Origin of the sequence: Streptomyces cylindrosporus, from assembly GCF_022698165.1 — a bacterium.
GTDB classification, from domain to species: Bacteria; Actinomycetota; Actinomycetes; order Streptomycetales; family Streptomycetaceae; genus Streptomyces; species Streptomyces cylindrosporus.
The window spans coordinates 371103-384804 of record NZ_JALDAY010000010.1; the positions used below are offsets into that span (position 1 = coordinate 371103).

A 13702-nucleotide genomic window follows, 5' to 3' on the forward strand; every position below is an offset into this window, starting at 1 on the left:
GGGTGGTCTTACGTGGTCTCCACAGGCTTGACGTCCCACCTGTCCGGCGGTAGGTCCGACAACTCCGTCGCCAGACAAGACGATCCTGCCATGACTCCGCGCCCCATCGGGCCGTTACGGCGAGGACGCCCTCCACCTCCACCCTGAAGGGTGGAGCACTGGGCAATTGTTCAGGTAGCCGGGGTCTCCTTCGTGGGCTGCTGTCCCAGGGGCAGCAGCCCGCGTTCGGTGAAGACCTTCTTCGCGACGAAGGTGGCGTTGAGGGCCTTCGGGAAGCCGCAGTATCCGGCCGAGTGCAGCAGCGCCTCGACGATCTGTTCGGGGGTGAGGCCCACGTTCAGGGACGCGTTGATGTGCACCTCCAGCTGGGGCTCGCAGCCGCCGAGCGCGGTGAGCATGCCCAGGGTCACCAACTGGCGGTCGCGCGGCTGGAGTTCGGGGCGGGAGTAGATCTCGCCGAAGCCCCAGGCGACGATCTGGTGCCCCAGCTCGGGGCTGATGTCGGAGAGCGAGTCGATGACCCGCTGCCCGGCCTCGCCGTCGACGCTCCGCAGCACCTCCAGGCCGCGGGTGAAACGCTCGTCACGGATGGTGCTCTCGCTCTTGTCTGCGTTGGTCATGAACAAGACCGTAGGAGTTGGAGCACACTCCAGGTCAAGCGGACCCGGCGATCACCCGCCGAAGTACTGCTGAGCCGCGCGGACACCCGCCACCAGCGCGTCCACCTCGTCGGGCGTGTTGTAGACGTAGAAGCTCGCCCGGGTGGTCGCCGGGATGCCGTACCGCTTCACGATCGGGCGGGCGCAGTGGTGGCCGACGCGGACGGCGACGCCCCGCTCGTCCAGGACCTGGCCGACGTCGTGCGGGTGGATGCCGTCCACGGTGAAGGAGACCGCCGAGCCGCGGTCGGTGAGGCCGGCCGGGCCGACGATCCGCACGCCCGGGACCTCGCCGAGCAGCTCCAGCGCACGGGCGGTGAGCCGCTCCTCGTACGCCGCCACCTCCGCCATGCCCAGCGCCTCCAGGTACTCCACGGCCGCCGCGAGCCCCACCGCCTGGGACGTCATCGGCACGCCCGCCTCGAAGCGCTGCGGCGGCGGCAGGAAGGTGGTGCGGTCCATCTCGACGACCTCGATCATCGAGCCGCCGGTGAGGAACGGCGGGAGATCCGCGAGGAGTTCACGCCTGCCCCACAGCACGCCGACGCCGTTCGGGCCGAGCATCTTGTGGCCGGAGAAGGCGAGGAAGTCCGCGCCGAGTTCGCGCACGTCGACCGGGCGGTGGGGGACCGACTGGGCGCCGTCGACCACGACCAGGGTGCCGAACTCGTGGGCCCGGTCGGCGAGTTCGCGCACCGGGTTGAGGGTGCCGAGGACGTTCGACTGGTGCGTGACGGCCAGCACCTTGGTGCGCTCGTCGAGGAGTTCGTCGATCCGGGTCAGGTCGAGGCGGCCGTCGTCTGTCAGGCCGAACCAGTCCAGCGTCGCGCCGGTGCGCTCGGCCAGCTGCTGCCAGGGCACCAGGTTGGCGTGGTGCTCCATCTGCGTGACCACGATCCGGTCGCCGGGGCCGAGCCGGCGGGCGTTGCCCAGCGCGTAGGCGACGAGGTTGATGCCCTCGGTGGTGTTCCTGGTGAAGACGATCTCGTCGGCCGACGCCCCCACGAACCGGGCCACCGTCCCCCGGGCACCCTCGTACGCCTCCGTGGCCTCCCCGGCCAGCTGGTGCGCGCCGCGGTGCACGGCCGCGTTGTGCGTGAGGTAGAAGTCCCGCTCCGCGTCGAGCACCTGGAGCGGCTTCTGGGTGGTGGCGCCGGAGTCCAGGTAGACGAGCCGGGCGCCGCTGTCCACCGTCCGCTCCAGGATCGGAAAGTCCCTGCGCAGCACGTCCACGTCGAAGCCCACGGCTCGCCACCTCTCACGGTTTCCATGTCTGTTTGCCGTGAGGAACGCTAGGCCTCCTCACGGAGAATCGCAAGCATTACCATGAGGCCGTGGATGACGAGGCCCCTGTCTACCTGTCCCAGCTCCAGGTCCCCGGCGAGGAGCTCTATCTCTCGCTGGCCCTGGTCAACACGCGCTTCGCGCTCGGCCATCGCAAGGTCGACCTGCTGGAGGACACCGAGGCCGGACACCTGTGGCTCGTCCGGCATGAGCTGCTGCCCGACCGGGTGACCCTGAACGGCCGCCAGTTCGGCAGGCTCCTCGGCCTCCGCGAGGCGCTCCGCGCCCTCTTCAAGGCGTACGGCGCCCATGAGCGCCCGGCGGCCGGACACCTCGCCACCCTGAACGCGGCGCTCGCGGCGGCCCCCTCCACCCCGCGCCTCGCCTGGACCGCGGACGGCCCGCACCGCGCCGACGAACCCGACGCCGGCAACCCGGCCGCCGCCGCGCTCTCCCTTCTCGCCGAGGACGCCACCGACCTGCTGACCGGCGCCGAGGCCGCGCAGCTCGCCGAGTGCGAGGCCCAGGGCTGCGACCGCTGGTTCCTGCGCTCGCACGGCGCCCGGCGCTGGTGCACGACCAAGTGCGGCAACCGGGTGCGGGCGGCACGGGCCTACGCGGCCCGGAAAACGCGGTGAATTCACCGGCAAATAAGGTGCCGGGATATTTCTGTTTCCCGGCCGTTAACCAAGTCATTGAATATCTGCTCCGCTATTCGGAACTAACCTTGCCACTTCCTGTGAGAGGGGCAACCAAAGGGAAAGTCGATCCGTCTAACTCCGCGAATCAATAACCTTCGGGGAGTACCAAGGAATGGATCGCTCGACCCTGTCCAAAGCCGTTTCGAGCGGCCATTTCTCACCGAAGAGGGCTGCCGCCGTGCTCGCCGCGGTGCTCACCGGCGCCGTGTTCTGCGCCGCGGACGCCCTCGCCGGCAGCTACCCCTTCGGATCCCGTACCCGCGACGTCAACGACCTGGGCAACCAGTACGTACCCTTCCACGCCCACCTGTGGGACCTGCTGCACGGCCGGGCGCACGGCGGCCTGTTCGTCAACTGGCAGTCCGGCTTCGGCTCCAGCTTCCTGCCCGACGTGGGCACCTACCTCGGCAGCCCGTTCGCCCTGCTCGTCGGCGTCTTCCCGCGCGACGAGATCGACCTCGCGGTGTACGTCATCACGGTGCTGAAGACGGCGTCGGCCGGTGCCGCCATGGCCTGGCTGCTGCTCGTCCTGCGCCGTGGCCGCTGGTGGGGAGCGGGCCTGCTCGGCACGTCGTACGCGCTCTGCGGCTGGAGCCTCGCCGTCGCCTCGTACAACCCGATGTGGCTCGACGGGCTGCTCGCCCTGCCGCTGCTGTGCCTGGTCGGCGAGTGGACGCTGCGACGGCGGCGCCCGCTGCTCGGCGTGCTGATCGTGGCCCTCGCCTGGATCGCCAACTTCTACACGGCCTACATGGCCACGCTCGCCGCCGGCCTGGTGCTGCTGCTCCGGCTGTGGCTCTCCGGCCTCTCCAATCGGCAGCGGCTGCGCACCGCGGGCCGCGCCGCGCTGACCGTCGCCCTGGGCGTGGGCCTCGCCGCGCCGCTCGTGACGGTCGTGTACTTCGGCACCAAGCACGCGTATCCCGGCCGGGTCGTGGACTTCAGGCCGGTCCCGACCGAGGATCTGCTCGCCCGGCTGCTGCCGACGACGTACAGCTTCGGCAGTCCGGCCGTCTACGCCGGCACCGCGGCCCTCCTGCTCGCCCTCGCCCTGCCCTTCCACCGGGCGGTCCCGCGCCGGACGCGCGTCGGCTGGACGGTACTGGTCGCCGCGGTGGCGCTGTCGCTCCAGTGGGGCCCGACCCACCTGGTCTGGCACGCCTTCGCCACGCCCCAGGGCAGCCCGTACCGCCAGGCGTTCGTCCTGTGCGGCCTGCTGGTGATCGCCGCCTGGCAGTCCCTCTCGTACGGCCCACCCGACCTGCGCGCACTGGGCGCGGCGGGCGCGCTGCTGACGCTCATCGCGGCAGCGGCGAGCCGCAGCGCGCTGGTGCACCACGTGACGTGGGCGGTGTTCGGGCTCGCGGTGGTGGGCGCGGCGGGCGGGCTGGCGTTGCTGCGACACGCGACGGCTGAAGGCGCCGCGAGCGCCGGCCAGGTCACGGACGTCGGCCACGTCACGGACGTCGGCCGCACGCCGGGCGGCGAACGGCGGCTCGAAGCCGGGCCGCGCTTCGACGCCGGGCCGCGCTTCGAGGGTGCGCCGCGCTTCGACGGTGAGTTGCGCTCGGGCGCCGAGACGCGCCTCGATGGTGAGCCGCGCTCGGACTCCGGACCCAGCCTCGATGGTGAGGCGTGCTCGGGCGCCGGGCTTCGCTCCGATGGTGGGGCGCGCTCCGGCTCCGGGCTCCGCTCCGACGGTGAGCCGCGCTCGGGCTCCGGGCTCCGCTCCGACGGTGAGGCGTGCTCGGGTTCCGGGCTGCGCTTCGACGGTGAGGTGTGCTCGGACTCCGGGCCCAACCCCGACGGGGAGCCGCGCTCAGTCTCCGGGCTCAGCCCCGACGGTGAAGCCCGCTCGGGTGCCCGGCCCCGCTCCGACAGCAGCCCCACCCCCGCGCGCCGTCGTCGCACCGTCCTCGTCGGCCTCGCCCTGCTTCTCCTGTTCGGTGGGCAGTTCGGTGAGGCCATGGCCACCTCCGCGCAGGCCAGTCGGCTGCGGCTGGACCACATGGACGACTACGCGCCCTGGGGCGAGCGGCAGCAGGAGCAGGCCGACGTGATCGCGCGGGCCGACGGGTGGCCGCGGTACCGGACCGACCCGGGGCGTGAGCAGACCGTCGCCAACGACCCCATGGTGGTCGGCGGCGAGGGCGCCCAGTACTACAGCAGCCTCACCTCGGACGTCCTCAGCCGCACGCTCAGTGCCCTCGGCGGCGGCTGGACCTCCCGCGGCCGCAGCCTGCAGAGCCTCGACAACCCCGTCACCGACGCCGTCTTCTCCATCGGCGCCCGCGTGCACTCCCCGCCGGACCCGCACCAGAACTGGTTCGCCCAGGACGGCAGCCGCCCGACGGTGACCCGGCAGGACGTGCCGCCCCTGGTGACGGTACGACCGTCCACCGCGACCCCCTCCCGCTGGGGCCCGTCGCCGTACCGGAACCAGGAACTCCTGCTCGGCGCCCGCGTCTACACCGTCCCCCGCATCACGATCCGCACCGGCACCGGCAAGCCCCCGACCGCGGGCAACGCCGCGCACCCCGGGCTGCTCGTCCCCGCTGGCACCGGGAAGCCGACCATCACCGCCACCTGCCCGGCCGGCAACGAGGTCTACCTCTGGGCCCCGCACTTCTCCGGCACCGCGCGGACCGCCGACGGCGCGACCGGGCGGTTCCGCTCCGACGCCCTCGTCACCAAGATCGCCGCGATGCAGCGCCTCGGCACGGTCCCGCCCTCCGGCAAGCTCCGGATCGAACTCACCCCGAACCGCGACAGCCGTGTCCCGCAGGGCGCCGTCGGCTGCCTCGACACCGCCAGGCTGCACACCGCCGTCGAGCACCTCAAGGCCACCGGCGCCACCCGGGTCTCCGTCGACGACGCCACCGTCAAGGCCCAACTCCCCGCGGGCAGCAAGGGAGTCGCCGTGATCGCCGCCCCGCGTATCGCGGGCTGGCGCTGCGCCGCGGGCGACGCCACCGCCGTACCGGCAAAGGCGTACCACGGCCTGATCGCCGTCCCCCTCGACGGCTCGGCGAACAGCCTGACCTGCACCTTCCACCCGCCCGGGCTGCGGCTCGGCGCGACCGTCGGGGGCGCCTCGCTGCTGACCCTCGGCCTGCTCGGCGTCCTCACCGCCGTACGCCGCCGACGCACGCCGCACGCGCCGGCACCCACGACCACACCCGCCCGACCGCTCGAGCGCGTGACCGGCGCTCGCTGAACCCGTGCCCCAGGGGGAAACCATGCTCATATCGATCGTCGCGCCCTGTTACAACGAGGAAGAAGTCCTCGAAAGCTTCCACGACGAGGTCCAGAAGGTCGCGGAGGAACTCCTTCCGCTCGGCCACGACATGGAGTTCGTGTACATCGACGACGGCAGCCGCGACCGCACCCTGCACGTGCTGCAGCGCCTCGCCGACCTCGACGCGCGCGTGCGGTACGTGTCCTTCAGCCGCAACTTCGGCAAGGAGGCGGCGCTCCTCGCCGGTCTGCGGAACGCCTCCGGCGACTCCGTGATTGTCATGGACGCCGACCTCCAGCACCCGCCGGAGCTGATCAAGCGCATGGTGGAGCTGCGCGCGCAGGGCCACGACCAGGTCATCGCCCGCCGCACCAGGACCGGCGACGGCATGGCCCGCACCCTCACCGCCCGCCTCTACTACCGGCTCGTCAACCGCCTGGTCGACGTCGAACTCGTCGACGGCGTGGGCGACTTCCGCCTGATGTCCCGCCGTGTGGTGGACGCGGTCCTCGACCTCACCGAGTACAACCGCTTTTCCAAGGGCCTGTTCGCCTGGGTCGGCTTCCCCAGCACGACCTTCGAGTACGAGAACGCCGTGCGCGAGGCCGGCCGCAGCTCCTGGACCTTCAAGGGGCTGCTCAACTACGGCCTCGACGGCCTCATCTCCTTCAACAACCGCCCGCTGCGCGCCGCCCTCTACCTGGGCATGGGCCTGCTGACGGTCGCCGGCCTCTACACCGCCTGGATCGTGGGCGCCGCCCTCGTCAACGGCGTCCAGACACCCGGCTACGTCACCATCATCACGGCCGTCACCGGTGTCGCCGGGGTCCAGATGGTCATGCTGGGCGTCATAGGCGAGTACACCGGCCGGATCTACTACGAGGTGAAGGGCCGCCCGCACTTCCTGGTGAAGGCCAGCAACGTGAAGCGAGCGAAGGATCTCATCCAGTGATGACGCGGCAGATGCTCACCTTCGCCGCCATCGGCGTCCTGAACACGGGCACCTACTACGCGCCCTATCTGCTGTTCCTGCCGCACATGCCGTACCTGGCCGCGCATATTCTCGCCACCTTCATCAGCATGACCGGTTCCTTTTTCCTCAATGCGCGGTTCACCTACCGGACCCGTCCGACCCTGCGGAAATTCCTGCTGTTCCCGCTCACGAACGCGGCCAATTTCGTGATCACCACGACGGGTGTCTACGTCCTCGTCGACCTCCTCCACTTCAGCAGCCGCCTCTCCCCGCTGCTCGCCTCCCTGGGTGCCATCCCGGTGACCTTCGTCGTCTCCCGCTGGATCATGCTCCCCAAGGCCGAGACCGCCGGGATTGCATAAACATGCAGCGTTACGTATAGTCGTGCCGTCCAGGAGGAGGATGACATGGCGGTACGTGCGGCGGTGGCCGGAGCGAGCGGATACGCGGGCGGAGAGCTACTGCGCCTGCTCCTCGCGCACCCCGAGGTCGAGATCGGCGCCCTGACCGGCAACTCCAACGCCGGCCAGCGGCTCGGCGCGCTCCAGCCGCACCTGCTGCCGCTGGCCGACCGGACACTCCAGGAGACCACCCCCGAGGTCCTCGCCGGTCACGACGTCGTCTTCCTCGCCCTGCCCCACGGCCAGTCCGCCGCCGTAGCCGAGCAGCTCGGCCCGGACGTCCTGGTCGTCGACATGGGCGCCGACTTCCGGCTCGAGGACCCGGCCGACTGGGAGAGGTTCTACGGCTCCGCGCACGCCGGGACCTGGCCCTACGGCCTCCCCGAACTGCCGGGCGCCCGCGCCGCGCTGGAGGGGTCCAAGCGCATCGCGGTGCCCGGTTGCTACCCCACCGCCGCCTCGCTGGCCCTCTTCCCGGCCTACGCGGCCGGTCTCGCCGAGAACGAGGCGGTGATCGTCGCCGCCTCCGGCACCTCCGGCGCGGGCAAGGCGCCCAAGCCGCACCTGCTCGGCTCCGAGGTCATGGGCTCCATGTCGCCGTACGGCGTCGGCGGCGGCCACCGGCACACGCCCGAGATCATCCAGAACCTCAGCGCGGCGGCGGGGGAGCGGGTGTCCGTCTCCTTCACGCCGACCCTCGCGCCGATGGCCCGCGGCATCCTCGCCACGTGCAGCGCGAAGGCCGTCGCGGGAGTGACCGGGGAGTCCGTCCGGGCCGCCTACGAGAAGGCCTACGCCGACGAGCCCTTCGTCCACCTGCTGCCCGAGGGCCAGTGGCCCGCGACGGCGTCCGTCTACGGTTCCAACGCCGTTCAGGTGCAGGTCGCGTACGACGAGGCGGCGGGCCGCATCATCGCGATCAGCGCCATCGACAACCTCACCAAGGGCACCGCGGGCGGTGCCGTCCAGAGCATGAACCTCGCCCTCGGACTGGACGAGTCCACCGGGCTGACGACGATCGGAGTTGCGCCGTGAGCGTGACGGCAGCAAAGGGATTCACGGCCGCGGGCATCGCCGCCGGGATCAAGGAGAACGGCAACCCGGACCTGGCCCTCGTGGTCAACGACGGGCCCCGCCGCGCCGCCGCCGGTGTCTTCACCTCCAACCGTGTGAAGGCCGCGCCGGTGCTCTGGTCCGAGCAGGTGCTCAAGGGCGGCCAGGTGTCGGCCGTCGTCCTCAACTCCGGTGGCGCCAACGCCTGTACGGGCCCCAAGGGGTTCCAGGACACCCACGCGACCGCCGAGAAGGTCGCCGAGGTGCTCGGCCGCGGCGCGATCGAGGTCGCCGTCTGCTCCACCGGCCTCATCGGCGTGCTGCTCCCGATGGACAAGCTGCTCCCAGGAGTCGAGACGGCAGCCGCCCAGCTCTCCGAGCACGGCGGCGAGAAGGCCGCCATCGCCATCAAGACCACGGACACCGTCCACAAGACGTCCGTCGTCACCAAGGACGGCTGGACCGTCGGCGGCATGGCGAAGGGCGCGGGCATGCTCGCCCCCGGCCTCGCCACCATGCTGGTCGTCCTCACCACGGACGCGGCCCTCGAAAGCGACGTACTGGACAAGGCACTTCGGGCCGCGACCCGCACCACCTTCGACCGCATCGACTCCGACGGCTGCATGTCCACCAACGACACCGTGCTGCTGCTCGCCTCCGGCGCCGCCGAAGTCACCCCGGAGTACGAGGAGTTCGCGGAGGCGGTACGGCAGGTCTGCGACGACCTCGGCCAGCAGCTGATCCGCGACGCCGAGGGCGCCAGCAAGGACATCAAGGTCGAGGTGGTCAACGCCGCTTCCGAGGACGACGCCGTCGAGGTGGGCCGGTCCATCGCCCGCAACAACCTCCTCAAGTGCGCCATCCACGGCGAGGACCCCAACTGGGGCCGGGTGCTGAGCGCGATCGGCACCACCAAGGCCGCCTTCGAGCCGGATCAGCTCAACGTCGCCATCAACGGCGTCTGGGTCTGCAAGAACGGCGGCGTGGGCGAGGACCGCGAGAAGGTCGACATGCGCTACCGCGAGGTGCACATCGTCGCCGACCTGGCCGCCGGCTCCGAGACCGCCACCATCTGGACCAACGACCTCACCGCCGACTACGTCCACGAGAACAGCGCCTATTCATCATGAGCACCACGCGTAAGCACACCGCGCTCCCCAAGGCCCAGATCCTCATCGAGGCGCTGCCCTGGCTGGTCAAGCACAACGGCAAGACGGTCGTCATCAAGTTCGGCGGCAACGCCATGATCGACGAGGACCTCAAGGCCGCCTTCGCCCAGGACGTCGTCTTCCTGCACCACGCCGGCCTCAAGCCGGTCGTCGTGCACGGCGGCGGCCCCCAGATCAGCGCCGCCCTCGACAGGCACGGCATCGTCAGCGAGTTCAAGGCAGGCCTCAGGGTCACCACCGAGGACGCCATGGACGTCGTACGGATGGTGCTGGCCGGACAGGTCCAGCGCGAGCTGGTCAACCTGCTCAACGAACACGGGCCGCTGGCCGTCGGGCTGACCGGCGAGGACGCGCACACCATCACCGCCACCAAGCACCAGCCCGAGATCGACGGGGAGTTGGTCGACATCGGGCGGGTGGGCGAGATCACCGAGATCGACACGGGCGCGATCGAGGCACTGCTCGCCGACGGCCGTATCCCGGTCGTCTCGTCGATTGCCCGTAGCCAGGACGACGGACATGTCTACAACGTCAATGCTGACACGGCGGCTGCGGCCCTCGCTGCTGCTCTTGGAGCGGAGACTCTCATGGTCCTCACGGACGTCGAGGGTCTCTACGAGGACTGGCCGAACAGCGACGAGGTGATCAGCCGCCTCACGGCTTCCCAACTGGAGAAGCTGCTGCCGGAGTTGAGCTCCGGCATGGTGCCGAAGATGGAGGGCTGTCTGCACGCCGTGCGCAACGGCGTCACCACCGCCCGCGTCATCGACGGCCGGGTCCAGCACTCGATCCTGCTGGAGATCTTCACCGACGAGGGCATCGGCACGATGGTCGTGCCCGACGAGCAACAGGGGGACGCCGTATGACGAACAATCAGGAGCTGACCCAGCGGTGGCAGGGCTCGCTCATGAACAACTACGGCACTCCGCGGCTGCCCCTCGTGCGCGGCGCCGGCGCGACGCTGTGGGACGCCGACGGCAAGGAGTACATCGACTTCGTCGGCGGCATCGCGGTCAACGCGCTCGGGCACGCCCACCCGGCGATCGTGGAGGCCGTGAGCACGCAGATCGCCTCGCTCGGCCATGTCTCCAACCTCTTCATCGCCGAGCCGCCCGTCGCGCTCGCCGAGAAGCTGCTCCAGCTCTTCGGCCGGGACGGCAAGGTCTACTTCTGCAACTCCGGCGCCGAGGCCAACGAGGGCGCCTTCAAGATCGGCCGGCTCACCGGGCGCACCCACATGGTCGCGACCGAGGGCGGCTTCCACGGCCGGACGATGGGCGCCCTCGCGCTCACCGGCCAGCCCGGCAAGCAGGAACCGTTCCTGCCGCTGCCCGGCGACGTCACGCATGTCCCGTACGGCGACGCGCAGGCCCTCGCGGCCGCCGTCACCGAGGAGACCGCGCTCGTGATCATCGAGCCGATCCAGGGCGAGAACGGTGTCGTGGTCCCGCCCGCCGGCTACCTGAAGGCGGCCCGGGCGATCACCGCCGCGCACGGCGCGCTGCTGGTCCTGGACGAGGTGCAGACCGGGATCGGCCGGACCGGGCACTGGTTCGAGTACCAGGCCCACGAGGGCGTGCTGCCGGACGTGGTCACGCTCGCCAAGGGGCTCGGCGGCGGGCTGCCGCTGGGCGCGACCGTCGCGTTCGGGCGGGCGGCGGAGCTGCTGCAGCCGGGGCACCACGGCACGACCTTCGGCGGCAACCCGGTGGCCTGCGCAGCGGGACTCGCCGTTCTCGACACGATCGAGAACGAGGGGTTGCTGGACAACGTCAAGCGGCAGAGCGGGAAGTTGCGGGACGGAATCGAGTCACTGGGCCACCCGTTGATCGGCCATGTCCGGGGCGCGGGTCTTCTCCTGGGTATCGTGCTCACCGGGCCGCTCGCGCCGACGGTGCAGCAGGCGGCTCAGGAGGCCGGTTTCCTGGTGAACGCGCCCGCCGCAGACGTCGTACGGCTGATGCCGCCGCTGACGCTCGGGGACGGTGAGGCGGACGCGTTCCTCCAGGCGCTGCCCGGCATCCTGGACGACGCCTACGGGGACGGACGATCCGGAGAATGAGACGACGATGAGTCAGGCGCAGGACGACGCACAGCACGCGGGGCCCGCCGTGCCGCAGACGCGCACCGCGCGGCATCGCCGGATCGTGGACATCCTCAACCGGCAACCGGTGCGGTCACAGAGCCAGTTGGCGAAGTTGCTGGCCGACGACGGCTTGACCGTCACGCAGGCCACGCTCTCGCGGGACCTGGACGAGCTGAACGCGGTCAAGATCCGCAACACCGACGGCGACCTGATCTACGCGGTGCCCAGCGAGGGCGGTTTCCGCACGCCCCGGGCGCCGCTGGGGGAGTCGGCCAAGGAAGAGCGGATGCGGCGGCTCTCCCAGGAGCTGCTGATCTCCGCGGAGGCCTCGGCGAACCTCGTCGTCCTGCGCACGCCGCCCGGCGCCGCGCAGTTCCTGGCCTCGGCCATCGACCAGGCAGAACTGCACGACATCCTCGGCACGATCGCGGGCGACGACACACTGCTGCTGATCAGCCGGAACCCGAGCGGGGGGCAGGCACTGGCGGAGCATCTGCTGAGACTGGCTCAGAACGGGCACTGAGCACATTCATCCGAGTCGAGATGCCAGGCCCCCCGTGCATCTCACCTCGTCCCCCGCCGTGATCAGCAACGCCTCCACGTCCGGCAGCGCCTCCAGCCAGCGCAGGCCTTCCCTCGAACCCATCGCGAAGGCCGCCGTCGCCCAGCAGTCCGCCCACGTCAGGCTCGGGGCCACCACCGTCACCGCCACCAGGTCCGTCACCGCGGAGCGGCCCGTGCGGGGGTCGACGATGTGGGCGCCGCGTTCCGCCGTGCCGGAGGTCGCCACCGCCAACTCGTCGGCGCCCGCCGCCGAGACGACCGCCGCGAGGCCGCCGGGGCGCAGGGGGTCCGCCACGCCGACGCGCCACGGGCGATGCGGCTCCGGAGCGCCGTACATCTGGACGTCTCCGCCGCCGTTGACGCTCACCCCGGTCGCGCCGGCCGCCCGCAGCCGGCGGGCCGCGCGTTCGGTCGCCCAGCCCTTGACGATTCCGGTCGGGTCCAGGCGGCCCTCGTAGCGCAGGCTGAACCAGCCGTCGCTCGTGCGCTCCGCCTCCGCGCCCAGACCCAGTACCTCGGCGACCTCGGGATCGCACTCCTCGACGGTCAGCTCACCGCGTGCCAGCCGGGAGACCTGGCTGTCCTCGCGGTAGGTGCTGAACACCTCGTTGACCCGGTGCAGTCCGGCGATCGCTTCCCCGAGCGCCGCCTGCACCGCACCGGGCTCCCCACCGCGGACGTCGAAGGAGAAGACGGTCCCCATGACCTCCTCCGCATGCCGGCGCACCGCGGCGGGAGCTTCTGCGGATTCCGCCACCGACTCAGCCACCGGCCTGGTCCAGGGCGGACTGGAGCGACTGCTTGTAGCCGTTGCTGGTGTACGTCGCCCCGGACACGGAGTCGATCTGCGCGCTGCCGGCCGCCACCGCCTCCTGGTTGAGCCGGGGGACGGACAGCGCCGTCTTCGCGTCGCTGGTGCCGCCCTTGGGCGCCTGCACCGCGTCCGCCTGGGTGATCTTGCCGTTCGCGACGGTGATACGGACCTGCACCGGGCCGTACTGGGTCTGTACGACCTTGCCGGTGACCGTCTTGGCCTGGGCCGCGCCGCCCGCGGAGCCGGACCCGCTCGACGCGCTCTGCGAGGGAGCGCTGCTCGCCTTCATCTTGTCCAGCGCGGACTGGAGCGACTGCTTGTAGCCGTTGCTCGTGTACGTCGCACCCGACACCGAGTCGATCTGCGCGCTCTGCGCGGCGACCGTCTCCTGGGTGAGCTTCGGGATGGAGAGGGCGGTCTTCTGGTCGCTGGTGCCGCCCTTGGGCGCCTGGATCGCCTCGGCCTTGGTGATCTTGCCGCCCGCGACGGTCAGCCGTACCTGGACGTTGCCGTACTCCGTCTGCACCACGGCGCCGTCGACCGTGCCGTTCGCGGCTCCGGCCGCCGAGGATCCGCCCTGCGGCGACTCCTGGGCCGCCGCGGTCTGCTGCGGGGCGGCGCCGGCCGCCTGGGCGCCCGGGTCGGACGCCGGCTTCAGCGACAGCAGCAGCACGACACCCGAGACGGTGGCGGCGGTGGCCAGCACGACACGCCGGATGGGGTGACTCTTCTTCATCGGTACCTGAGCTCCTGAAGTCCC

Annotated in this window: 13 protein-coding genes; 9 read left to right on the top strand and 4 right to left on the bottom strand. The window is 71.1% G+C overall.

Going from position 1 to position 13702, the window contains the following annotated elements:
• Positions 1-170: 170 nt before the first annotated feature.
• Together MQP27_RS32505 and MQP27_RS32510 are read right to left on the bottom strand one after the other, a co-directional pair.
• The gene (locus MQP27_RS32505; RefSeq protein ID WP_242770832.1) at positions 171-620 is read right to left on the bottom strand and encodes a carboxymuconolactone decarboxylase family protein; all 450 of its coding nucleotides are present in this window, start codon (positions 618-620) and stop codon (positions 171-173) included.
• A gap of 51 nt (positions 621-671) precedes the next feature.
• Positions 672-1904 carry a cysteine desulfurase gene (locus tag MQP27_RS32510; protein WP_242770834.1) on the bottom strand — a complete coding sequence of 411 codons (1233 nt, stop codon included), beginning with the start codon at positions 1902-1904 and terminating at the stop codon, positions 672-674.
• A gap of 89 nt (positions 1905-1993) precedes the next feature.
• Between MQP27_RS32510 and MQP27_RS32515 the strand changes: the two genes are divergently transcribed.
• The 9 genes from MQP27_RS32515 to MQP27_RS32555 all read left to right on the top strand — a co-directional run bounded on the left by MQP27_RS32515 (position 1994) and on the right by MQP27_RS32555 (position 12087).
• Positions 1994-2581: an ABATE domain-containing protein gene (locus MQP27_RS32515; protein ID WP_242770836.1), complete on the top strand. Its 588-nt coding sequence runs from the start codon at positions 1994-1996 to the stop codon at positions 2579-2581.
• A gap of 175 nt (positions 2582-2756) precedes the next feature.
• A complete protein-coding gene (locus MQP27_RS32520) occupies positions 2757-5861 on the top strand; it encodes a YfhO family protein (protein ID WP_242770838.1) in 3105 nt (1034 codons plus the stop codon).
• Between the two features lie 22 nt (positions 5862-5883).
• Positions 5884-6834, top strand: coding sequence for a glycosyltransferase family 2 protein (locus MQP27_RS32525; RefSeq protein ID WP_242770840.1), 951 nt, complete (start codon positions 5884-5886; stop codon positions 6832-6834).
• Positions 6834-7217 (top strand): GtrA family protein, encoded by a 384-nt coding sequence (locus tag MQP27_RS32530; protein ID WP_242770842.1) that lies wholly within the window; start codon positions 6834-6836, stop codon positions 7215-7217. The genes MQP27_RS32525 and MQP27_RS32530 overlap by 1 nt, the downstream gene beginning before the upstream one ends.
• A gap of 45 nt (positions 7218-7262) precedes the next feature.
• A complete protein-coding gene (argC, locus tag MQP27_RS32535; RefSeq protein WP_242770844.1) occupies positions 7263-8291 on the top strand; it encodes an N-acetyl-gamma-glutamyl-phosphate reductase in 1029 nt (342 codons plus the stop codon).
• On the top strand, positions 8288-9439 hold the full coding sequence (argJ, locus tag MQP27_RS32540; protein ID WP_242770846.1) for a bifunctional glutamate N-acetyltransferase/amino-acid acetyltransferase ArgJ: 1152 nt from the start codon (positions 8288-8290) through the stop codon (positions 9437-9439). The genes argC and argJ overlap by 4 nt, the downstream gene beginning before the upstream one ends.
• Complete coding sequence (gene argB, locus MQP27_RS32545) at positions 9436-10344, top strand: acetylglutamate kinase (RefSeq protein ID WP_242770848.1); 909 nt, start codon at positions 9436-9438, stop codon at positions 10342-10344. The genes argJ and argB overlap by 4 nt, the downstream gene beginning before the upstream one ends.
• Positions 10341-11540 (top strand): acetylornithine transaminase, encoded by a 1200-nt coding sequence (locus MQP27_RS32550; RefSeq protein ID WP_242770850.1) that lies wholly within the window; start codon positions 10341-10343, stop codon positions 11538-11540. Before argB ends, MQP27_RS32550 begins: the two co-directional genes overlap by 4 nt.
• A 7-nt stretch (positions 11541-11547) precedes the next feature.
• A complete protein-coding gene (locus MQP27_RS32555; RefSeq protein WP_242770852.1) occupies positions 11548-12087 on the top strand; it encodes an arginine repressor in 540 nt (179 codons plus the stop codon).
• 6 nt (positions 12088-12093) lie between these two features.
• On the opposite strand, the gene MQP27_RS32560 is transcribed toward MQP27_RS32555, so the two are convergent.
• Together MQP27_RS32560 and MQP27_RS32565 are read right to left on the bottom strand one after the other, a co-directional pair.
• Positions 12094-12831, bottom strand: coding sequence for an FAD:protein FMN transferase (locus MQP27_RS32560; protein WP_242770854.1), 738 nt, complete (start codon positions 12829-12831; stop codon positions 12094-12096).
• A 58-nt stretch (positions 12832-12889) separates the two neighbouring features.
• Positions 12890-13678 carry an FMN-binding protein gene (locus MQP27_RS32565; RefSeq protein ID WP_242770856.1) on the bottom strand — a complete coding sequence of 263 codons (789 nt, stop codon included), beginning with the start codon at positions 13676-13678 and terminating at the stop codon, positions 12890-12892.
• Between the last annotated feature and the right edge of the window lie 24 nt (positions 13679-13702).

Bases quoted from the DNA above. Each gene is read 5' to 3' on its own strand.
- MQP27_RS32505 (WP_242770832.1), bottom strand. From the start codon at position 620: ATGACCAACGCAGACAAGAGCGAGAGCACCATCCGTGACGAGCGTTTC.
- MQP27_RS32525 (WP_242770840.1), top strand. From the start codon at position 5,884: ATGCTCATATCGATCGTCGCGCCCTGTTACAACGAGGAAGAAGTCCTC.
- argB (WP_242770848.1), top strand. From the start codon at position 9,436: ATGAGCACCACGCGTAAGCACACCGCGCTCCCCAAGGCCCAGATCCTC.
- MQP27_RS32560 (WP_242770854.1), bottom strand. From the start codon at position 12,831: ATGGGGACCGTCTTCTCCTTCGACGTCCGCGGTGGGGAGCCCGGTGCG.
- argC (WP_242770844.1), top strand. From the start codon at position 7,263: ATGGCGGTACGTGCGGCGGTGGCCGGAGCGAGCGGATACGCGGGCGGA.
- MQP27_RS32565 (WP_242770856.1), bottom strand. From the start codon at position 13,678: ATGAAGAAGAGTCACCCCATCCGGCGTGTCGTGCTGGCCACCGCCGCC.
- MQP27_RS32530 (WP_242770842.1), top strand. From the start codon at position 6,834: ATGACGCGGCAGATGCTCACCTTCGCCGCCATCGGCGTCCTGAACACG.
- MQP27_RS32520 (WP_242770838.1), top strand. From the start codon at position 2,757: ATGGATCGCTCGACCCTGTCCAAAGCCGTTTCGAGCGGCCATTTCTCA.
- MQP27_RS32555 (WP_242770852.1), top strand. From the start codon at position 11,548: ATGAGTCAGGCGCAGGACGACGCACAGCACGCGGGGCCCGCCGTGCCG.
- MQP27_RS32550 (WP_242770850.1), top strand. From the start codon at position 10,341: ATGACGAACAATCAGGAGCTGACCCAGCGGTGGCAGGGCTCGCTCATG.